The following is a 19,065-nucleotide window of genomic DNA, read 5'->3' on the forward strand; positions in this document are numbered from 1 at the left end:
CGGCGCCGGTCAAGAGCATGTCGAATCTGACCAAGCGGGTTCTGGCCAGCATCGTGATGATCGCGGTGGCCAGCCTGTGCCTGGCGCTGGGCGGGCTGGCCTTCTGGCTGCTGGCGGTCGTGGTCGGCCTGTTCATGATGGCCGAATGGTCGGACCTGCTGAAGGTCGACCGCCAGCGCAAGCGGCTGGCGCAATTCGCCCTGTCGGTGCCGCTCGCCATCATGGCGCCGGGGCTGGCGGCGGGGCCGGGCTTCTTCGCGCTGGGCCTGATCGCGGCGGCCTTCTTCTTCCTGACCATCGTGTCGCGCCGCCCGGAATATGGCGCAGGGGCGCTGTATGTCGGCTTGCCGGTCTTTTCATTGCTGGCGATCCGGTTGCATGACGATGGGTTGGCGCTGTCGCTCTGGGCGATGGCGCTCGTCTGGGCCTGCGACAGCGGCGCGTTCTTTGTCGGGCGGCAGTTCGGTGGTCCCAAGCTCGCGCCCTCGATCAGCCCGGCCAAGACCTGGTCCGGCCTGATCGGCGGGATCACGGCGGCGACGCTGCTGGCGGTGGCGATGCGCTGGACGCACGGCCTGCCGCTGCATCTGGTGATCGCGACGCCGTTCCTGGCGGTGCTCGCGCAGGGCGGCGACCTGTTCGAAAGTGCGCTGAAGCGGCGCGCGGGCGTGAAGGACAGCGGCAATGTCCTGCCCGGCCATGGCGGGGTGATGGACCGGCTGGACGGTATCGTGCCCGTCGCGCCTGTCGCCGCGCTGTTGATCTTCCTGCCGGACCTGTTCTGATGCGCAGCGTTACCATTTTGGGTGCGACCGGTTCGGTCGGCACCTCCACGCTGGACCTGATCGAGCGCGAGCCGGACCGTTATCGCGTCCGCGCGCTGACCGCCAATTGCGATGTGGTCAAGCTGGCGGCGGCGGCGAAGCGCACCAATGCGGAACTGGCGGTGGTCGCGGATGAGCGCTGCCTGCCCGATCTGCGCGACGCGCTGGCGGGGACGGAGACCAGTGTGGCGGGTGGCCGGGCGGCGGTGATCGAGGCGGCGGCGCTTCATGCCGACTGGACGATGGGTGCCATTGTCGGCTGTGCAGGTCTGGAGCCGGCCATGGCCGCGATCGCCAATGGCGGCACGGTCGTGCTGGCCAATAAGGAGCCGCTCGTCTCGGCGGGTGAGGTGGTGCTGGCGGCAGCGGCCCAGGCGGGCGCGACGATCCTGCCCGCCGATAGCGAGCATAACGCGATCTATCAGTGCTTCGACTTTGCCCGGCCGGAGCGGGTGCGCCGGATCGTCCTGACCGCCAGCGGTGGGCCGTTCCGCCAGTGGACCACCGAGGAGATGCGCCGCGTCACGCCCGAACAGGCGGTGGCGCATCCCAACTGGTCGATGGGGGCAAAGATCTCGGTCGATTCGGCGACGATGATGAACAAGGGGCTGGAGCTGATCGAGGCCGCCCGGCTGTTCCCGGTCCCCTCCGACCGGATCGAGATCGTTCTGCATCCGCAGTCGATCATTCACTCGGCGGTCGATTATGTCGACGGGTCGATGCTGGCCCAACTGGGACCGTCGGATATGCGCGTGCCGATCGCGCATTGCCTGGCCTGGCCGGACCGGATGCAGACGCCCATGGCGCCGCTCGACCTGGTGGCGCTCGGCCGAATGGACTTCGCCGCGCCCGATCCGGTGCGCTTCCCCGCGCTGCGCCTGGCTCGTGCTGCGCTGGAGGCGGGCGGGGCGGCCCCCGCCATCCTGAATGCCGCGAACGAGGTGGCCGTTGCAGCTTTTCTGGCCAAGCGCATCGGCCTCCTCGAAATTGCCGCAATCGTCGAGGATGTTCTCCATCGCTACGACCCGGCCCCGCCGGAAACGCTCGACGCGGTGATCGCCGTCGATGCGCGCGCGCGGGAACTGGCGGCGCAGCGTGTTGAGGATTGCATCGTTTGATCGAAACCCCCGGCCTGTTATTGACCTTATTGGGCTTTGTCCTGGCCATCGGTCCGCTCGTGTTCGTGCATGAGATGGGGCATTATCTCGCCGGGCGGCTGTTCGGCGTGAAGGCCGATACCTTCGCCATCGGCTTCGGACGCGAGATCGCCGGTGTCACCGACAAGCGGGGCACGCGCTGGAAGATCGGCTGGCTGCCGTTGGGTGGCTATGTGAAGTTCGCCGGCGACATGAATCCGGCCAGCCAGCCCGATGCGGCTTGGCTCGCGCTGCCGCCCGAGGAACGGGCGCGGACGTTCCAGGCCAAGCCGGTGTGGCAGCGCGCGATCATCGTGGCGGCGGGCCCGGCGATCAACTTCGTGGCGGCGATCCTGATCCTCGCGGGCTTCGCCTATGCTTATGGCGAGGCGGTCGTGCCGCCGGTCGTGGGACAGGTGATGCCGGGTAGCGCTGCGGCGGCCTCTTCGCTCCGCCCCGGCGACCGGGTGACGGCGATCGATGGCCGCGCCGTGACGGATTTCGCCGACATCGCCCGCTATGTGCAGATCCGCGCCGGGCAGCAGGTGACGATCACCGCGACGCGTGGCGGCACCGCCTTCGTCACCGGCGCGACGGTGGGCACCGATGTCCAGCGCGACCGGTTCGGCAACGAATATCGCGTCGGCCGCCTCGGCCTGCGCGGCGCAGGAACGGTCGATATCCGTCCGGTCGGCCTGTTGCGGGCGCCGGTCGTCGCCGTCCAGCGCACGGGCGAGATCGTCCATATGATGGTCGAGACGCTGGGCCAGGTCATATCCGGACGCCGCTCGGCCCGGGAATTGGGCGGTCCGCTGTCCATCGCCAAGGTGTCCGGCGAGCAGATGTCGCTGGGCCTCGACGCCTTTGTTTTCTTCATCGCGCTGGTCTCCATCAATCTGGGGTTCATCAACCTGTTGCCAGTGCCGATGCTCGATGGCGGCCATCTTCTTTTCTATGCGATCGAAGCGGTGCGGCGACGCCCCCTGGAGCCGGCGGCCCAGGAATGGGCGTTTCGCGGCGGTTTGATCGCGATCCTGGCCCTTATGCTGTTCGTTACGTTCAACGATCTTGGCAATTTCGGGCTATGGAAAAATATCGCTGGCTTGATCGGGTGACGCCGATGGGGCAGGGCGCGAAGACGACAGGGGTCGGTTCGACTTTTCTGGGGTGGGTTTGGTGACAGCAATGACGGGTATGAAGACTGTGCGCGCGGGCGCCATATTGCTGGCGGGCACGATGCTGTCGGGTGTGCCGGTCATGGCACAGACCGCGCCGACCGCTCCCGGGGCGGGTGCCGCCCCGACGCCGCTGGTCGCGCCTGCGCCCGTGCGGACGATCAAGACGCTTCGGGTCGAAGGTGCGCAGCGCATCGAGCCGGAGACGGTTCTGTCCTACACCAAGCTGCGCGTCGGCATCCCCTATACGCCCGAGACGCTAGACCAGGCGCTGAAGGATCTTCAGGCGTCGGAACTGTTCGCCGACTTCTCGATCTCGGGCGTCGAGTCCGGCGACATCGTGCTGCGCGTGCGTGAGAACCCGATCATCAACCGGGTCATTCTGGAGGGCAACAAGCGCCTGAAGGAAGACAAGATCAAGAAGGAGATCAAGCTCGCGCCGCGGCAGATCTTCACCCGGACCGCGGTTCGCCAGGACGTGGCGCGCATCATCGAGCTGTATCGTCGCCAGGGCCGTTTCGCCGCGGTGGTCGAGCCCAAGATGGTCAATCTCGACCAGAACCGCGTCGACGTGGTGTTCGAGATCAACGAGGGCCCGAAGTCCAAGGTCCGCCAGATCAACATCATCGGCAACGAGAAATTTTCCGACGACGAACTGCGCGGTGCGATGTACACCAAGCAGTCGCGCTGGTTCCGCTTCCTGTCCTCGGCCACCAGCTACGACCAGGATCGCCTGGCCGCCGACCAGCAGAAGCTGCGCCTGTTCTACCTGACCAACGGCTATGCCGATTTCCGCGTGACCAGCGCGGTCGCCGAACTGACGCCGGACAAGAAGGACTTCATCATCACCTATGTGGTGGAGGAAGGCCCCCGCTACAAATTCGGCGACGTGAAGGTCGACAGCCAGATCCGCGACTTCGACAATGCGAAGCTCGCCGCCTCGCTGCCGATGAAGAAGGGCGACTGGTACAACGCCAAGCTGGTCGAGGACTCGATCGACAGCCTGAGCCAGACGGCGGGCCTGTTCGGCTATGCCTTCACCGATGTGAACCCCGACTTCCAGCGTGACAAGGACACGCTGACCATGTCGATCACGTTCAACATCGCCGAGGCGAAGCGGACGTACATCGAGCGGATCGACATCAACGGCAATACGCAGACGCAGGACAAGGTCGTCCGTCGCGAGATCCGCGTGGCCGAGGGCGACGCCTTCAACAGCTTCCAGGTCCGCCGCAGCCAGGATCGCATCAATTCGCTCGGCTATTTCCAGGAAAAGCTGGAGATCAAGCAGAACCCCGGCTCCGCACCCGATCGGATCGTCCTGGAAACCAATGTCGAGGAACAGTCGACCGGCTCGCTGCAGCTGTCGGCCGGTTATTCGTCGCTGGAACGCTTCATCATCCAGGCGAACATCACCCAGCGCAATTTCCGCGGCAAGGGCCAGGAACTGCGCGCTGGCGTGAACTATTCGGCCTATTCCAAGTCGATCGAGCTGGGCTTCACCGAGCCCTATGTGTTCGACAAGAATATCGCGCTGGGCGTCGACGTGTTCCGCCGCGACTATAACTCGTTCAACTATCTGGGCACCACCCGCCAGACGACCTATAGCCAGGTGTCGACCGGTTTCCAGGTTCGCGCGGGCGTGCCGTTGACCGAATATTGGTCGCTGTCGGGCCGCTATGGCCTGACCTATGATGAGGTCGGCCTGGCGTCGTCCTTCTTCAACGCCGACGGTACCTGTAACTATCAGTCGGCGGGCCGCTATCTCTGCGACTCGATCGGCAACCGCTGGACCTCGTCGGTCGGCTATTCGCTGATCTATGACAGCCTGAACAGCCGCCTGCGTCCGACGGCGGGCCAGCGTTTCTCGTTCAGCCAGGACTTTGCCGGTCTGGGCGGTGACGTGAAATATATCCGTACCCGTGCGGAAGGCGCGAAGTTCATGGGCCTGGGCAAGGGCTTCGTCTTCTCGGTGCTGGGCGAGGGTGGTTATATCCACTCGCTGGAAGGCAGCCGTGGTCCGGGTATCGACCCGGTCCGTATCGTCGACCGCTTCTATCTGGGCGAGCCGCAGTTCCGCGGCTTCGACATTCGCGGCGTGGGTCCGCGCGTGCTTCGCATTCCCTATGTCATCGGGACCGATGGCAGCCAGACCAAGCAGACCGACCGCAACCAGATCGTCGACGACGCGCTGGGCGGCCGGGCCTATTACCTGGCCCGCGCCGAGCTGGAACTGCCGCTGGGGTCGGGCGCGCGTGAAATGGGCCTGCGTCCCAGCATCTATGTCCAGGCGGGCAGCCTGTGGGGCATCACCCGGCCGCTGCCGTCGCTCAACTTCCCGCAGGCGCGCGATGCCAGCGGGAAGCTGCTGTACAACAAGGACGGCTCGCCCACGCTGGCTCCAGCGCCTTTGGTCGACGGCCAGGGCCGCCAGATCTATCAGGTGCCCAGCACCGCCGATGCCACCATCGCCAACCTGCAGACGACCTGCGCCATCGGCTATTCGTCGACGGCGGGTGGCGCCTGCACGGGCACGACGACCAACGTCGCGCTGCAGAATACGAGCTATGCGGTCGAGGAATTCTATGGCGGCACGTGGCGGCCGCGCGTGTCGGTCGGCATCGGTGTGAACTGGAATTCACCTTTCGGACCGCTTCGCATCGACCTTGCCAAGGCATTGGTCACGCAGCCGGGCGACGACCCCAAGCTCATCACTTTCAACGTAGGGACGCAGTTCTGATGAAGACCATTTCCAAGCTCCTCCTCGCGGCGGCTCTCGTCGCGCCGGCCGCCACGGTCGCCACCAGCGCCCAGGCCCAGGTGAACGGCATCGCCGTCGCCGATCCGCAGGGTGCGATCGCCGGTTCGCGCGCCTGGACCGCCGCCCGCCAGCAGATCGAGACGACCTACAAGACCCAGCTCGACCAGGTCGAGGCGCGCCGCGCCGCGATCAGCCGCGAGCTGGATACGCTGGTCCAGGCGTTCCAGACCGCTCGTGCGGCGCCCAACGCCAACCAGGCCGCGCTGCGCACCCAGGCCGAGCAGATCCAGGCCAAGCAGCAGGCCGGCGAGCAGGAAATCGGCCGTCTGGCGGCCCCGGCGCAGCGCGCCCAGGCCTATGCCGTCGAGCAGATCCAGGCGCGCCTGGGCGAAGCGGTGCAGAACGCCGTTCGCGCCAAGAATGTCAGCCTGTTGGTCAGCCCGCAGGCCGTGCTGTTCATGCAGCCGACCGCCGACATCACCTCGGCGGTGACCGCCGAGCTGGACAAGCTCGTCCCGTCGGTCAGCACGACCCCGCCCGCCAACTGGCAGCCGGGCCAGCAGGGGCAGCAGGGTGCGGCCCCCGCCGCATCGCCTGCCGCCCCCGCCACGACTGCTCCGGCGCCCGCGCGTCGCCAGAACAGCGGCCGGTAAACGGCTCGTGAGCGAGACGGAAAAGACGACCATGGGTCCGCTCGACATCGGGCGGGTCATGGCGGCCCTGCCGCACCGCTATCCGATGCTGCTGGTCGATCGTGTCGAGGAACTGGTCCTCGACACGTCGATCCGCGCGGTGAAGGCGGTGACGATCAACGAGGGCTTCTTCCAGGGCCATTTCCCGGGTCGTCCGATCATGCCGGGCGTGCTGATCGTCGAGGCGCTGGCGCAGGCCGCCGGTGTGCTCGCGGTGGAAAGCCTGGGCCTCGCGGGATCGGGCAAGCTCGTCTATTTCATGGCGATCGACGGCGCCAAGTTCCGCAAGCCCGTGGAACCCGGCGTGCTCCTCCATCTGGAGGTCGAATTCGTCCAGAAGCGGTCGAGCGTCTGCAAGTTCGCGGGCGTCGCCAAGATCGACGGCGTGACCGTCGCAGAGGCGAATTTCACCGCGATGATCGCCGACCCGCCCAAGACGGCGTGACCGGCGCGATACGCGGTTTTGACTAACGAAGCGCGGTCCGCTATGGGCCGCGCTTCCCGTTTCCAGGCTGGTCGGAACCAGCCATTTTCCGGAGCAATATCATGAAGACCGATACGCACCCCGACTATCACATGATCAAGGTGCAGATGACCGACGGCACCGTGTTCGAAACCCGCTCGACCTGGGGCAAGGAAGGCGACACGATGCAGCTGGACATCGATCCGCTGGCACATCCGGCCTGGACCGGCGGCCGTGGCTCGCTGCTGGACACCGGCGGTCAGGTCGCGCGCTTCAACAAGCGTTTCGGCGGCGGTCTCACGCTCCGCAAGTAATCGTCTCGCCCCTTGGGCGACCGACATGGGCCCGGTTCTCCGTTCGCGGAGGGCCGGGCCTTTTGCGTTTCGGGCGCCGCCAGTCGTCCGTGGCGGAAATTTTATAAATGCGGTTTGCAGTCCGTTAACCAGCGGCGCGTACCATCATCCGCATGTTCGCCGCTGAATTCGAACCCGCTGAATTTCCCGATCGCCGCCGGTCTCCGCGGAAGCCGACGGCGTTGGACACGGACATGGATCGTGGCGGCCTGGCCCGCGCGCTGTGCCGGGTGCTCGACATTTCGATCCACGGCGCCAAGCTCCAGACCTATACCGCGCTGCGTCGTGGCTCCGACATCTGGTTGCGCCTGCCGCAGGTGGGGGAAGTCACCGCCAGGGTCGTCTGGGCGACCGATTTCGCGGCTGGTTGCCAGTTCCAGACGCCGCTGGCGCCCGAGGCCTTCGAGATCCTCGCACCGATGACCTGATCGGGCGGGCGGGCTGGTCAGTTCCCGGCAGTTGCGCTACGCAACGTCGAAAGCCGTAACAAATGGAACGATCTTGACCCTGCCCGTCACCCCCGCGACCGCGCTCCCGCGCGGCGAAGACAGCGTCGCCGCGGTCAGCGTGACCGAGCTGTTCACCATCGGCATCGGCCCATCCAGCTCGCACACGGTCGGACCGATGCGGGCGGCCAAGGCCTTTGCGATGGAGATGCTCGACACCGGCCTGGTGCCGGAGCGGGTGCAGGCGGAACTGTTCGGATCGCTGTCGCTGACCGGGCGCGGGCACCATAGCGATCGCGCGGTCCTGCTGGGCCTGGCGGGCGAGACGCCCGAGACGGTCGATCCCGATGCGATCGAAGCCATGCTGGCGGCGATCGCCGAGACGGGGCAGATCACGCTCGACGGACGGCACCCGATGCCGTTCGATTATGAGGCCGACCTGTTGTTCCGCCCCGGCTTCCTGCCCGCCCATCCGAACGGCATGGTCTTCACCGCCTTCCTGCCCGATGGCAGCGCGGTCGTCCGCCGCTTCTATTCGATCGGCGGCGGGGCGATCCGCATGGAGGGCGCCGAGTCGATGCGGACGAACCGGCGCCTCGCACATCCCTTCGCCTCGGGCGCGGAGTTGCTGGAGCGGACCGCGGAAACCGGGCTGTCGATCGCGCAGATCGTCCGTGCGAACGAGGCGGCATGGCGCGAGGACGGGGAGACCGACGCATTCCTGGACCGGGTGCGCGACGCAATGTGCGGCGCGATCGAACGCGGCTGTGCGGCGTCGGGCATCCTGCCGGGCGGGTTGAAGGTCCAGCGGCGAGCCCAGGCGATCCGGCAGAAGCTGCTCGACCGGGGCCCGCGCACCGACCCCAGCCTGGTGTTCGAATGGGTCAGCCTCTGGGCGCTGGCGGTCAATGAGGAGAATGCGGCGGGCGGCCGGGTCGTCACCGCACCGACCAATGGCGCGGCGGGGGTGATCCCGGCGGTGCTGCGCTATTACGAGACCTTCGTCCATGGCGCGACCCGCGACGGGGTTCGCACCCTGCTGCTGACGGCGGCGGCGGTGGGCATGCTCTATAAGAAGCGGGCGTCCATCTCGGCGGCAGAAATGGGATGCCAGGGCGAGGTCGGGGTGGCCTGCTCGATGGCGGCGGCGGGGCTGGCGGCGGCGTTGGGCGGCAGCCCTGCGCAGGTTGAGAATGCCGCCGAGGTCGGCATGGAGCATAATCTGGGCCTGACCTGCGACCCGATCGGCGGGCTCGTCCAGATCCCGTGTATCGAGCGCAACACGATGGGGGCGATCAAGGCGATCAACGCCGCCTATCTGGCGCTGCACGGCGACGGCAAGCATATCGTCAGCTTGGATCAGGTGATCGAGACGATGCGCCAGACCGGCGAGGACATGAAGTCGCAATATAAGGAAACCAGCCTGGGCGGCCTGGCGGTCAACGTCGTCGAGTGCTGATCACCGCGCCGCCGCCCAGCGCACCGCGTTGGTCAGGATGTGGCGGTAATCGGGGTCGTCATAAAGTTCGGGCTCATGCCCCATGGCCGAATAAAAGACCCGGCCCTTTGTGCGCGGGTTGATCCACATGATCGGATGCGTGCCCATGCGCAGCCGGTCGCCAGGGCGGTAGCTGGCCTCGTCGATCTGCGCGAGGATCGTCATGCCTTTGGCGGCGGGATTGTTCGTAAAGCTGTACCATTCGTCGCGTGGCGCCCAGGGCGTCCTGACTCCGGCCATGATCGGATGGCGTGTCTGGACGATCTCGACCCGGGCGGGCTGGATATGGTCGGCGCCGCCCGGATGGCCGGTGAAGGTCGTGCCGATGATGGTGTCGACATACCAGGGCGCGGTGTGGCTGTCGTCGCCCGCCGCATGGAGCGCGACCACGCCCCCGCCGCGCGCGACGAAGCGAGCGAAGGCGGCTTGTTGCTCGGGCGTCAGAAAGTCGCCGCTCGCACTGTTCAGCACCACGACGGAGAAATGGGAAAGCTGGTCGTCGTTGAAGACGGCCGCATTCTCGGTGGTGAAGCTCGGACGACCGAGCCGCTTTGCGATGTCGGCCAGCACCGCGTTGGAATGCGGGATATGCTCGAAGTGCCGCCAGCCATTGGTCTTGGAAACGATAAGGACGCCGCGTTTCAGCCCGGCGGGCAGGGTAGGGGCGACGGTGTCGACGGTGCGGCCCGGCAGATGCGGGTCCGATGGCGCCTGCGCCACCGCGATCAATGCGATCATCACCAGTGTTTTCAGCATCATCCATCTCCCTTTTGGGGGAGCGTAGCAAGCTGAAGGCGAAGGGCAATTCATTCCTCCCCTGCAAGGGGAGGTGGCAGTCCGCAGGACTGACGGAGGGGTGTCACCATCAGCGGGGACACCCCTCCACCAGCTTCGCTGGTCCCCCTCCCCTTACAGGGGAGGAATTGGCTTAGTCCGCCGCGATCGGGCCGTCATGCGGCTTGGGGCGCCGGGTGAACCAGGTCAGCGCCGCCAGCACGATGCAGAGCCAGGCCGAGACATAGAAGATGTCGGTCGAGGCCAGCAGATAGGCCTGGCCGACCATCTGACGCGTGACGGCGGCGGCGGCCTGGGTATCGGTCAGGCCCAGATGGTTGAGTCCGGTCCGCGCCATCTGCCACACCGGATTCTGCCCGATCGCGTCGGACAGATGCGCCTGGTGCATCGCCTCGCGCCGGTCCCACATGGTCGTGGTCAGCGACGCGGCGAAGCTGCCCGCCGTGATACGCGCGAAGTTCGAGATGCCGGTGGCCGAGGGGATGCGGGCCTGCGGCACGCCGTCCAGCGCAATGGTCAGCATCGCCAGGAAGAAGGTGCTCATCGCGATCCCCTGCACCATCAGCGGCAGGACGAAATCGCTGAAGCTGGCCGAGGTGTTGAGCCCCGATCGCATCCAATAGGACAGGCCGAAGGCGGCAAAGGCGATGGTCGCCATGATCCGCGCATCGACCTTGCCCGACAGGCGCGCGACGATGGGGGTGAGGACCACCGCCACCGCCCCGCTGGGCGCGGCGACCAGGCCGGCCCAGGTCGCGGTATAGCCGAGCTGCGTCTGGAGCCAGAGCGGCAGCAGCAGCGTGTTGGCGAAGAACACCGCATAGCCCAGGCAGAAGGACAGCGTCCCGATGCTGAAATTCCGACCCTTGAACAGCGACAGGTCGACCGCCGGATTGGCGTCGGTCAACTCCCAGATCAGCCAGGCGACAAAACCGACGATGGCGATCACGGTCATCACCACGATCCGGGTCGAATGGAACCAGTCGTCATTCTTGCCCAGGTCGAGCATCATCTGGAGAGCGCCGACCCAGACGACCAGCATGATCAGGCCAACCTTGTCGATCGGCAGGTTGCGGGTCGGCGTCTCGCGGCTCGACAGGCCGCGCCAGCATACGCCCGCGCAGAACAGGCCGACCGGCACGTTGATCAGGAAGATCCAGCTCCAATGATAATTGTCGGAGATATATCCGCCCAGGATCGGCCCCATGATCGGTGCGACGAGCGTCGTCATCGACCAGATGCCGAGTGCGGTCGACCGCTTTTGCGGCGGGAAGATCGAGATCAGCAGCGCCTGGCTGCCCGGGATCATCGGCCCCGACACCGCGCCCTGCAGCACGCGGAAACCGATCAGCGAGGACAGGTCCCACGCGATGCCGCACAGGAAGGAGGCGATGGTGAACAGGAAGACCGAGACGCAGAAGGTGCGCACCACCCCGAACTTGCCCATCAGCCAGCCGGTCAGCGGCACCGCCACGCCGTTGGCGACGGCGAAGGCGGTGACGACCCAGGTCGAATTGTCCGAACTGACGCCCAGATTGCCCGCGATGGTGGGTAGCGAGACGTTGGCGATGGTCGAATCGAGCACCTGCATGAAGGTGCCGAGCGCGAGGGCGAAGGCGATCAGCGCCAGCGAGGCGCCTTTCAGCGGTGCGGGGCCGTCCCCCGCACCCGCCTGAGCGGGGGAGCCGGCCATCAGCGATTGGCCGCGATGATCTGCGTGATCCGGGCCTCGATCGCCGGATCATTGCCGTCGGTTGCCCGGGTGCTGGCCACCGGGGTCGCGGCGGACCCGATGCGCGGACCGTTCTGATCGGCGGTATCGACGGTCACGGTCGCCGACAGGCCGACGCGAAGCGGGTTCTGGCGCAGCTCGTTGGCGTTCAGGGCAATGCGCACCGGCACGCGCTGGACGATCTTGATCCAGTTGCCGCTGGCGTTCTGCGGCGGCAGCAGCGCGAAGGCATTGCCGCTGCCGGCGCCCAGGCCGACGACCTTGCCGTGATAGACGATCTTGCCGCCATACATGTCGGCGGTGATCGTCGCGGGCTGGCCGATGCGGATGTCGCGCAGCTGGGTCTCGCGGAAATTGGCATCGACCCAGAGGCGGTCGAGCGGCACCACCGCCATCAGCGGGGTTCCGGCCGCGACCTGCTGCCCGACCTGTACCGTCCGCTGGGCGACGACGCCGTCGATGGGCGCGACGACATGCATATGGCTGCGCGCGATGGCGGCGCGGCGATAGGCGGCGATGGCGGCGAGGACGGCCGGGTTGGTGTTCACATCCGTTCCCTGCACGGTGGTCCGGGCCTGGGCGGCCTGGGCACGGGCGAGCGCCAGATTGGCGGTCGCGACCTTCACCGCGTCGGCGGCGTGGGACAGTTCCTCACCCGACACCGCACCCTCGGCGGCGGCGCCCTGGCGGCGGGCATAGTCGGCGCGCGCGCGGGTCAGCTCGGCCTGGGCCTGGACGATGGCGGCGCCGCTCTGATTAACCTTGGTGAAGTCGGCGCGGGTGGCGCGGACCGCACGCGCCAGCTCGGCGGCGGCGGAGGCAAGACCCACATCGGCGGTGGCCGGGTCCAGGTCGATCAGCGGCTCGCCTGCCTTCACCGTCTGGGTATTGTCGGCATGGATGGCCAGCACCTGACCCGGATCGCGCGCGGTGATCGCCACGACATCGCCCGCGACATAGGCGTCGTCGGTTTCCTCTTCCGGCTTGGCGAGCAGGAAGTGGAACACCGCCCATACGATCGCGGCGATCACCACGATAATGGCGAGGATGGTCAGGCCGGTCTTGCGCGCCCTCGGCTTGCCGCCGGTCGGCGACTGGGTCGTGGGGGAGGAGGGGGCGGCGGCTTCGGTGTCGCTCATTGTGTGATACCCTGCGAAGAAGAGGAGAAACCGCCCCCAAGGGCGACGGCCAGCGCGATGCGCGCCTGGACCGCGTCGGCGGCGAGATTGGCGTCGGCCTGATCGGATTCGAGTTGGCGGATGTCGGGGTCGATCAGCCCCAGTTGCGATTGCAGCCCGCTCGACACGCGGATCGCGTTCAGGCGGCGTGTCTCGGACAGGCCGCGCGTGACCTCGGCCTGGCGGGCGCGCTCGGTGGCGATGCTCCGGCTCCGCGTCACGGCATCGGCCGCCTCGCGCACCGCGCCGACGATGCGGTTGTTATAGTCGGCCGTGGCCAGATCCAGCGCGGCGGTCGCCCCGGCCAGCCCGGCGCGCAGCCGTCCGCTGTCGAAGATCGGCAGATGGATGGCCGGCCCCGCCGCCAGCGCACCCGCATCAGCGGTGAACAGATTGCCCAGCCCCACCGCCTGGAAACCCGCCAGCGCGGCCAGGTTGATATTGGGCAGGAACGCCTTGCGCGCGACCTCCTGTCCCTTTTCGGCGGCGTCGATCCGGGCGAGCGCGGCGGCGATGTCCGGGCGTCGCGACAGAAGGTCGGCCGGGATGGTGGCCGGGATGGGGAGGGCGGCGTCGAAGGCCAGCTTTGTCGGCGCGATGGTGGCGGCATAGTCGAGGCCATGGCCGGTCAGCGCCGCCAGGGCGTTGCGCGACAGTGCCGCCTGCGCCTCGGACCGGGCCAGCGCGACCTGTGCCTGGGCGAGCAGCGTCTGCGCGCTCGAGGCGTCGATCTGGCTGGCGAGCTGATGCCGGATCCGCGCCTGGACCAGCCCCAGCGAGCGGGTGCGCGTCGTGATCGTCTGGCGCGCGATCGCCGCCTGCCGCTCGGCGCGGGCCAGTTCGACATAGGTCTGCGCCACCGACCCCGCGAGCGCCAGCCGCGCCGCCGTCACGTCGAGCGCCGCCGCGCGGGTCGAGGCGCGCGCCGCCTCGATCGCCGCCGCCTGCCGTCCGAACAGGTCGATCGTCCAGTTCAGATTGGCCTGCGCCTGGCCCAGCCATTGCAGCGTGCCGCCATAGGGGGGCGGGATGATGTAGCGGCCGGACAGCCGGTTATACTGCTCCTGCGCATCGAGCGTGACCGACGGCCCGTCATCGGCGCGGCGGGTGGCCAGCACCGACTCGGCCTGGCGCAGGCGGGCGAGCGCGATGTCGAGCGAGGGATTGCCGGCCAGCGCGTCACCGACGATCCGGTCGAGTTGCGCATCGCCCAGCCCGCGCCACCAGTCGGCGGCGACCAGCGGCGCTTGCGCATTGCCCAGGCCCAGCGTCTCGGGCGGGGTGGCCGTGATGGCGGGATGCGCCTGCGGTACCGAACAGCCCGCCAGCAGCAATCCGATCGAAAATGCGAACCGCTTCATGCCACCGTCTCCAGCTTGTTGCGCAGGCGCTGCAGGTCGCCGACGAAGCGTTCGATCTCTTCGTGCGACCAGTCGGCCAGCCAGTCATTCCATTGCGCGACGACCTTGGCCTTGCACCGATCGGAAACGACATTCCCGGCATCGGTCAGCGAAAGGCGGACCACGCGGCGATCCTCGGTGCAGCGGCAGCGCTGGATCAAGCCGCGCTCCTCCAGCGTGTCGACGATCCGGGTCGTCGCGCCGGTGTCGTGGCAAAGATGTCGCGCCAGTTCCGCCGCCGTACCCCCGACGCCATATTGCAGCGCCATCAGCGCGCTCCACTGGACATGGGTGACTTCCTCATCGGCGAAGACGGGTTCCACGCCGATCCGGGCAAGCTGGAACACGCGCTTGGTCAGATATCCGACCGCACGCTCGGGATCGAAAGGGTCAGGGCAGTGCTGCGTCATATCGCTGCCATGGCAATGATTGCCTGAGCAGTCAATTCTCGTTGCGTTTATAACATGAATTTCATCGACGGTATGGCTTGGGCTCCGACCTCGATCCGTCCGTCCATGAGGTTCCCATGCCCCGCCAAAGCAAGAACGGCGCGGACAGCGTCATGCCGTCCGCGCCGTTCGTTCGGCCCCCAACAGGGTCGGGATTATTTCTGGGCCTTGTAGCGCGGCTGCACCCGACCGGCTTCGTCGGCGGCCTGGCGGATCAGCTGGACGTTGCGCTTGATCGAGGCGGCGAGGGTGGTGCGGATCGCCTCGTCCGCGTCCGATCCGGCGGGCACCTCGCGCAGCAATTGCAGCCATTCGCCAATGGCTTCGTCATGCTGGCCCTTGAAGTCCTTTTCCATCGCGAAATAGAAACGGGCGCGCGGATCGCGCGGGTCGAGCGCCAGCGCCTTTCGGAATGCCTCGGCCGCGCCGGTGGGCAGGCCCACGCCTTCGGCCTTGCTGGTCTGCATCAGCGTCTCGCCCAGGGCGGACCAGGCCAGTGGCTGGTTGGGGTTGATGGCCAGCGACGCCCGATAGGCGACGGCGGCTTCGTCGAAGCGGCGCTTGGCGAGCAGCGCGTCGCCCAGTTCCTTCTGCGCGGCGGCATCGCCCGGCGCCTTGGCGGCGGCGGCCTTCGCCACATTGGGGTCGGCGGCCGGGGTCGGTCGTTCGACGAAGACCGGCGTCGGTGCCGGCTTGCTAGTCGGATGGCGCAGCAGGGCGCGGGCGGTAAAAGCGAGGATGATGAGGGCGAGCACGACGCCCGCTATGACGAAGAGCTTCTTGCGGCGTTTCATGGATCGTCCCTGCTGATGGGTAGGCGGTGCCTATCACCTGAAGATCGTTGAGATAGGGTAAAAGCCCGGCGGCTGCCGACACCCTGTCTTATCTTGAAGCAGAATTCGGTCGGTATAACGACCCGTAGAGGAATTGTTTGATATACCGATGGATGCGATATGTACGGCTATCAGATTGGGTGACTCAGAGGGCAGAAAATATGATGCGCGGGCATTTGCGCTTTAAGAATCGGCCGGTTGCGGGCGTCCTGCTGGCCGTTGCGGCGGCGTTGGTCGGCGCGACGCCGGCTGAGGCGGCACCGGGAACGCTGACCTCAGTCGCCAATGACGGCTATACCAAGCAGTTGACCCCGCCGACGGGATCGACGGTGGTCGATTTCAACAACGGCCTGCCCAACGGCTTTTCGCTGCAGGGTGGCCAGATCGCTTCGTCCTCGTCCTGGGGCGGGTTCAGCTGGAACTATCTGGCGCCTGCGGGTGACAACACCAATTTCCTGGTGACGATGCCGAACCGCACGACGACGCTGACCGCCGATCCGAATTATGGCTATCGCGGCATCGCCCTGAACTGGGGGTCGATCGACAGCGCCAACACGCTCGATATCCTCGACATGCTGGGCCAGGTGATCGCCACGCTGACCGGCGCCGACGTCTCGGGTGGCCTGTTGGCGAGCAACAACCGCTACGTGACCTATACGCTCGACCCGGCTACGGGGCAGCAGATCGGCGGCCTGCGCTTCTCCTCGCCCAATTCGTCGGGCTACGCCTTCGAAGTGGACGACATCTCCTTCTTCGGCGCGACTCCGACCTCGGTGCCCGAACCGGCGTCCATCGCGCTGTTCGGTGCGGGTCTGGCGGGGCTGATGGGGATGGCCCGGCGTCGTCGGCGGGCCGCCTGATCTTCGTCAACTGAGGCGGATCTGCGCCGTATCGGGACATTCTGCCCGGATTTCAGTGGTTCTGATCCGTATCGGGACTCACCGGCCAGGATCGAACGTGGTGATGGCGCGTCACATGCGCCATCACAGCCTCAGCAAGATTGGTTTGGGCGAGTCAGGGAGGAAGATGATGGCCGGAATGGCAAAGATGGTGGCGGGGCTCCTCGCCGGTGCGCTGATGTCGACGGCGGCGGGCGCCGGCACGTTGACCCCGGGCACGCTGACCAGCGTCGCGGGCGACCAGACGCCGCGGGCCGGTTCGACCACCGTGGATTTCAACAGCAACGGCACGCCCGGCCAGACCAACCTTCCGAACGGCTTTTCGCTGACCGGCAACGGTCTGCTGGTCACGGGCAGTGCCAATGGCTATAGCGCCCCGGCCGGCGACACGACCCAGTATCTGATGGTCGATGGCGGCAAAAGCGCGACGCTGAGCACCGGCGGCAAGGGCTTTGACGGTGTCAGCCTCTATTGGGGTTCGGCAGATTCGTACAACAGCCTGTCGATTTTCGACACCGCGGGCCAGCTGATCCGTACGATCACCGGTCTGGACTTCGCAGCGCCGGGTGCCGACAATTCGTGGGGCCAGTCGGGCGCCGCCAAGTACAACCAGTATGTCACCTACACGCTCGACAGCCTGACCGGCCAGAAGATCGGAAGCGTGAAGTTCTTTTCGGGTGACACCGCGTTCGAGCTGGACAATGTCTCGTTCTTCAACACTGCGCCGACCTCGGTGCCGGAACCCGCCACGCTGACCCTGTTCGGTGCGGGCATCGGTGGCCTGGTCGCCGCTTCGCGTCGCCGCCGCAAGAAGGCCGCCTGATAGCGCGCGGCTTGCCGGACCGGTCGGAAACGATCGGTCCAGGGCATGAAAAAGGGTGGCTCCGGCCACCCTTTTTTGTGTCCGCCGCCCGTCGGGGAGCCGGCGCTTTCAGATCATTCACATGGCTGCTTTGCTCAGCGTCTCCATCTCGCCCAGGACGCGTGCCTTGCGGCCATAGACATATTCGAACAGCGGGCTGGCCATCATCGTGGTCACGATCGCCATCAGCACCAGCATCGAGAACAGCGTCGGGCCGATAATGCCCTTTTGCAGCCCGATATTGATGATGATGAGTTCCATCAGCCCACGTGAGTTCATCAGGGCGCCGATGCCCATCGCGGTGCGATTGTCCTCGCCACAGGCGCGCGCGGCCAGATAGCAGGCGCCGAACTTGGCGGCGATCGAGGCGGCGAGAATGCCGAGCGCGATCAGCAGCAGCGAGGTCGAATTGACCATGTCCATCCGGGTGTTCAGCCCCGAATAGGTGAAGAACATCGGCAGCAGCAGCACGACTGCCAGCGGCTCCACCTTCTTCTTCAATTCGGTGGCGAAGGCGCCGCGCGGCATGAAGACGCCCAGGATGAAGCCGCCGAAGATGCCATGCACCCCGATGGCGTCCATGATGAAGGCGGACAGACAAAAGGCCATCAGCGTGAGCGCGAGGATGGTCGTCGACATCTCGCCCCTGGCCTCGACCGCGCGGCCGAGCGGTGCGAGCAGGCGGCGACCGAACAGGATCAGGAAGCCGACATAAAGCGCGGCGCCGCCGATCGCCAGGATCGCAACGCCCGGACCGCCGCCAAAGGTCGCCAGCACGATCGCCAGCACGCACCAGGACGCGGCATCGTCGAACGCGCCCGCCGCCAGCGACAGCGTGCCGAGCGGACTGTTCCCCAGCCCGCGCTCGTTGATGATCCGGGCGAGCATCGGGAAAGCGGTCAGCGCGATGCACGCCCCCATGAACAGCGTCGCATTGGCCTGACTGATGCCGGGTGCGAACAGGCCGGGTACGGTCAAGAGCAACGGCGTGATCGCAACCGCGATCAGGAAGGGGGCAAGGACGCCCGAGGCCGAGACCGCCATCGCACTCTTCGCCTTGGACTGGAAATGGTCGAGGCGCAGCGTCAGTCCCACCAGGAACATGTAGAGCGCTACGCCCAGCTGCGACCCGGCATAAAGGACATTGCGCGTCTCCTTGGGAAAGATCGCGCCCTGCAATTCGGGGAAGAACAGGCCGAGCAGGGATGGGCCGAGCACGACGCCCGCGATCATCTCCCCGACGACCGGCGGTTGCGCCAGGAAGCGCTGGCCGGCCCAGCTGACGATGCGGCACGCAAACAGGATCACCGCCAGCTGCAGGAAGAAATGAATGCTGTAGTCGCCAGGCACATAGCTGGCTGCCGCACCGGCGGTCGCGGGCCCGTGGGGCGAGAGGATCCCGCCCGCCGTCTTCCAGAAACTCTCCATCGCGTCGTTCATCGAATGATGATCCTCCCCTGTCGGCGCGCGTGATGCCATAAAATGCCGATGGAAGGGAGCCCGCCCGCCCGGTGGATAGGGGACGCGGTCACAAGCAGGAAATCCTGCAGCTTGGGGGGACAAGTGGCC

General features: G+C 66.7%; 18 protein-coding genes. 11 read left to right on the plus strand and 7 right to left on the minus strand.

Annotated features, from left to right (window positions below):
• Positions 1-17 precede the first annotated feature (17 nt).
• From QZ546_RS05745 to QZ546_RS05785, 9 genes are all read left to right on the plus strand, one after another.
• Positions 18-785, plus strand: coding sequence for a phosphatidate cytidylyltransferase (locus QZ546_RS05745; RefSeq protein WP_294235682.1), 768 nt, complete (start codon positions 18-20; stop codon positions 783-785).
• The gene (gene dxr, locus QZ546_RS05750; protein ID WP_294235630.1) at positions 785-1,942 is read left to right on the plus strand and encodes a 1-deoxy-D-xylulose-5-phosphate reductoisomerase; all 1,158 of its coding nucleotides are present in this window, start codon (positions 785-787) and stop codon (positions 1,940-1,942) included. The genes QZ546_RS05745 and dxr overlap by 1 nt, the downstream gene beginning before the upstream one ends.
• Entirely contained in the window at positions 1,939-3,075 is a 1,137-nt protein-coding gene (locus QZ546_RS05755; RefSeq protein ID WP_294235631.1) for an RIP metalloprotease, read from the plus strand. Before dxr ends, QZ546_RS05755 begins: the two co-directional genes overlap by 4 nt.
• Before the next feature lie 79 nt (positions 3,076-3,154).
• The gene (bamA, locus tag QZ546_RS05760; RefSeq protein ID WP_294235632.1) at positions 3,155-5,875 is read left to right on the plus strand and encodes an outer membrane protein assembly factor BamA; all 2,721 of its coding nucleotides are present in this window, start codon (positions 3,155-3,157) and stop codon (positions 5,873-5,875) included.
• Complete coding sequence (locus QZ546_RS05765) at positions 5,875-6,549, plus strand: OmpH family outer membrane protein (RefSeq protein WP_294235633.1); 675 nt, start codon at positions 5,875-5,877, stop codon at positions 6,547-6,549. The genes bamA and QZ546_RS05765 overlap by 1 nt, the downstream gene beginning before the upstream one ends.
• Positions 6,550-6,580: 31 nt before the next feature.
• Positions 6,581-7,033, plus strand: coding sequence for a 3-hydroxyacyl-ACP dehydratase FabZ (gene fabZ, locus QZ546_RS05770; RefSeq protein ID WP_294235634.1), 453 nt, complete (start codon positions 6,581-6,583; stop codon positions 7,031-7,033).
• Positions 7,034-7,134: 101 nt separating this feature from the next.
• Complete coding sequence (rpmE, locus tag QZ546_RS05775; RefSeq protein ID WP_058717894.1) at positions 7,135-7,365, plus strand: 50S ribosomal protein L31; 231 nt, start codon at positions 7,135-7,137, stop codon at positions 7,363-7,365.
• 152 nt (positions 7,366-7,517) lie between these two features.
• Positions 7,518-7,832 (plus strand): PilZ domain-containing protein, encoded by a 315-nt coding sequence (locus tag QZ546_RS05780; RefSeq protein WP_294235635.1) that lies wholly within the window; start codon positions 7,518-7,520, stop codon positions 7,830-7,832.
• Between the two features lie 73 nt (positions 7,833-7,905).
• Entirely contained in the window at positions 7,906-9,309 is a 1,404-nt protein-coding gene (locus tag QZ546_RS05785) for an L-serine ammonia-lyase (protein WP_294235636.1), read from the plus strand.
• On the opposite strand, the gene QZ546_RS05790 is transcribed toward QZ546_RS05785, so the two are convergent.
• From QZ546_RS05790 to QZ546_RS05815, 6 genes are all read right to left on the minus strand, one after another.
• A complete protein-coding gene (locus tag QZ546_RS05790; RefSeq protein WP_294235637.1) occupies positions 9,310-10,107 on the minus strand; it encodes a ThuA domain-containing protein in 798 nt (265 codons plus the stop codon).
• Between the two features lie 169 nt (positions 10,108-10,276).
• Positions 10,277-11,836 (minus strand): DHA2 family efflux MFS transporter permease subunit, encoded by a 1,560-nt coding sequence (locus QZ546_RS05795; protein ID WP_294235638.1) that lies wholly within the window; start codon positions 11,834-11,836, stop codon positions 10,277-10,279.
• Positions 11,836-13,014 carry an efflux RND transporter periplasmic adaptor subunit gene (locus QZ546_RS05800; RefSeq protein ID WP_294235639.1) on the minus strand — a complete coding sequence of 393 codons (1,179 nt, stop codon included), beginning with the start codon at positions 13,012-13,014 and terminating at the stop codon, positions 11,836-11,838. The genes QZ546_RS05795 and QZ546_RS05800 overlap by 1 nt, the downstream gene beginning before the upstream one ends.
• The gene (locus tag QZ546_RS05805) at positions 13,011-14,414 is read right to left on the minus strand and encodes an efflux transporter outer membrane subunit (protein ID WP_294235640.1); all 1,404 of its coding nucleotides are present in this window, start codon (positions 14,412-14,414) and stop codon (positions 13,011-13,013) included. The genes QZ546_RS05800 and QZ546_RS05805 overlap by 4 nt, the downstream gene beginning before the upstream one ends.
• A complete protein-coding gene (locus QZ546_RS05810; protein ID WP_294235641.1) occupies positions 14,411-14,863 on the minus strand; it encodes a MarR family winged helix-turn-helix transcriptional regulator in 453 nt (150 codons plus the stop codon). Before QZ546_RS05810 ends, QZ546_RS05805 begins: the two co-directional genes overlap by 4 nt.
• A 194-nt stretch (positions 14,864-15,057) precedes the next feature.
• Positions 15,058-15,696: a tetratricopeptide repeat protein gene (locus tag QZ546_RS05815; protein ID WP_294235642.1), complete on the minus strand. Its 639-nt coding sequence runs from the start codon at positions 15,694-15,696 to the stop codon at positions 15,058-15,060.
• A 200-nt stretch (positions 15,697-15,896) separates the two neighbouring features.
• On the opposite strand from QZ546_RS05815, the gene QZ546_RS05820 reads away from it, so the two are divergent.
• Both QZ546_RS05820 and QZ546_RS05825 read left to right on the plus strand, forming a co-directional pair.
• Positions 15,897-16,595: a PEP-CTERM sorting domain-containing protein gene (locus tag QZ546_RS05820; protein ID WP_294235643.1), complete on the plus strand. Its 699-nt coding sequence runs from the start codon at positions 15,897-15,899 to the stop codon at positions 16,593-16,595.
• 178 nt (positions 16,596-16,773) lie between these two features.
• On the plus strand, positions 16,774-17,457 hold the full coding sequence (locus QZ546_RS05825; protein ID WP_294235644.1) for a PEP-CTERM sorting domain-containing protein: 684 nt from the start codon (positions 16,774-16,776) through the stop codon (positions 17,455-17,457).
• 117 nt (positions 17,458-17,574) lie between these two features.
• Here the strand turns inward: QZ546_RS05825 and QZ546_RS05830 are convergent, their stop codons facing one another.
• Positions 17,575-18,936 (minus strand): cation:proton antiporter, encoded by a 1,362-nt coding sequence (locus tag QZ546_RS05830; RefSeq protein ID WP_294235645.1) that lies wholly within the window; start codon positions 18,934-18,936, stop codon positions 17,575-17,577.
• Between the last annotated feature and the right edge of the window lie 129 nt (positions 18,937-19,065).

The sequence above is a fragment of the uncultured Sphingomonas sp. genome (genome assembly GCF_913062585.1).
In the GTDB taxonomy this organism is placed as follows: Bacteria; Pseudomonadota; Alphaproteobacteria; order Sphingomonadales; family Sphingomonadaceae; genus Sphingomonas.

Excerpts from the sequence above, each read along its gene's own strand:
- QZ546_RS05745 (WP_294235682.1), top strand. The coding sequence starts at position 18 with ATGTCGAATCTGACCAAGCGGGTTCTGGCCAGCATCGTGATGATCGCG.
- dxr (WP_294235630.1), top strand. The coding sequence starts at position 785 with ATGCGCAGCGTTACCATTTTGGGTGCGACCGGTTCGGTCGGCACCTCC.
- bamA (WP_294235632.1), top strand. The coding sequence starts at position 3,155 with ATGAAGACTGTGCGCGCGGGCGCCATATTGCTGGCGGGCACGATGCTG.
- QZ546_RS05765 (WP_294235633.1), top strand. The coding sequence starts at position 5,875 with ATGAAGACCATTTCCAAGCTCCTCCTCGCGGCGGCTCTCGTCGCGCCG.
- fabZ (WP_294235634.1), top strand. The coding sequence starts at position 6,581 with ATGGGTCCGCTCGACATCGGGCGGGTCATGGCGGCCCTGCCGCACCGC.
- rpmE (WP_058717894.1), top strand. The coding sequence starts at position 7,135 with ATGAAGACCGATACGCACCCCGACTATCACATGATCAAGGTGCAGATG.
- QZ546_RS05780 (WP_294235635.1), top strand. The coding sequence starts at position 7,518 with ATGTTCGCCGCTGAATTCGAACCCGCTGAATTTCCCGATCGCCGCCGG.
- QZ546_RS05790 (WP_294235637.1), bottom strand. The coding sequence starts at position 10,107 with ATGATGCTGAAAACACTGGTGATGATCGCATTGATCGCGGTGGCGCAG.
- QZ546_RS05795 (WP_294235638.1), bottom strand. The coding sequence starts at position 11,836 with ATGGCCGGCTCCCCCGCTCAGGCGGGTGCGGGGGACGGCCCCGCACCG.
- QZ546_RS05800 (WP_294235639.1), bottom strand. The coding sequence starts at position 13,014 with ATGAGCGACACCGAAGCCGCCGCCCCCTCCTCCCCCACGACCCAGTCG.
- QZ546_RS05805 (WP_294235640.1), bottom strand. The coding sequence starts at position 14,414 with ATGAAGCGGTTCGCATTTTCGATCGGATTGCTGCTGGCGGGCTGTTCG.
- QZ546_RS05810 (WP_294235641.1), bottom strand. The coding sequence starts at position 14,863 with ATGACGCAGCACTGCCCTGACCCTTTCGATCCCGAGCGTGCGGTCGGA.
- QZ546_RS05815 (WP_294235642.1), bottom strand. The coding sequence starts at position 15,696 with ATGAAACGCCGCAAGAAGCTCTTCGTCATAGCGGGCGTCGTGCTCGCC.
- QZ546_RS05820 (WP_294235643.1), top strand. The coding sequence starts at position 15,897 with ATGATGCGCGGGCATTTGCGCTTTAAGAATCGGCCGGTTGCGGGCGTC.
- QZ546_RS05825 (WP_294235644.1), top strand. The coding sequence starts at position 16,774 with ATGGCAAAGATGGTGGCGGGGCTCCTCGCCGGTGCGCTGATGTCGACG.
- QZ546_RS05830 (WP_294235645.1), bottom strand. The coding sequence starts at position 18,936 with ATGAACGACGCGATGGAGAGTTTCTGGAAGACGGCGGGCGGGATCCTC.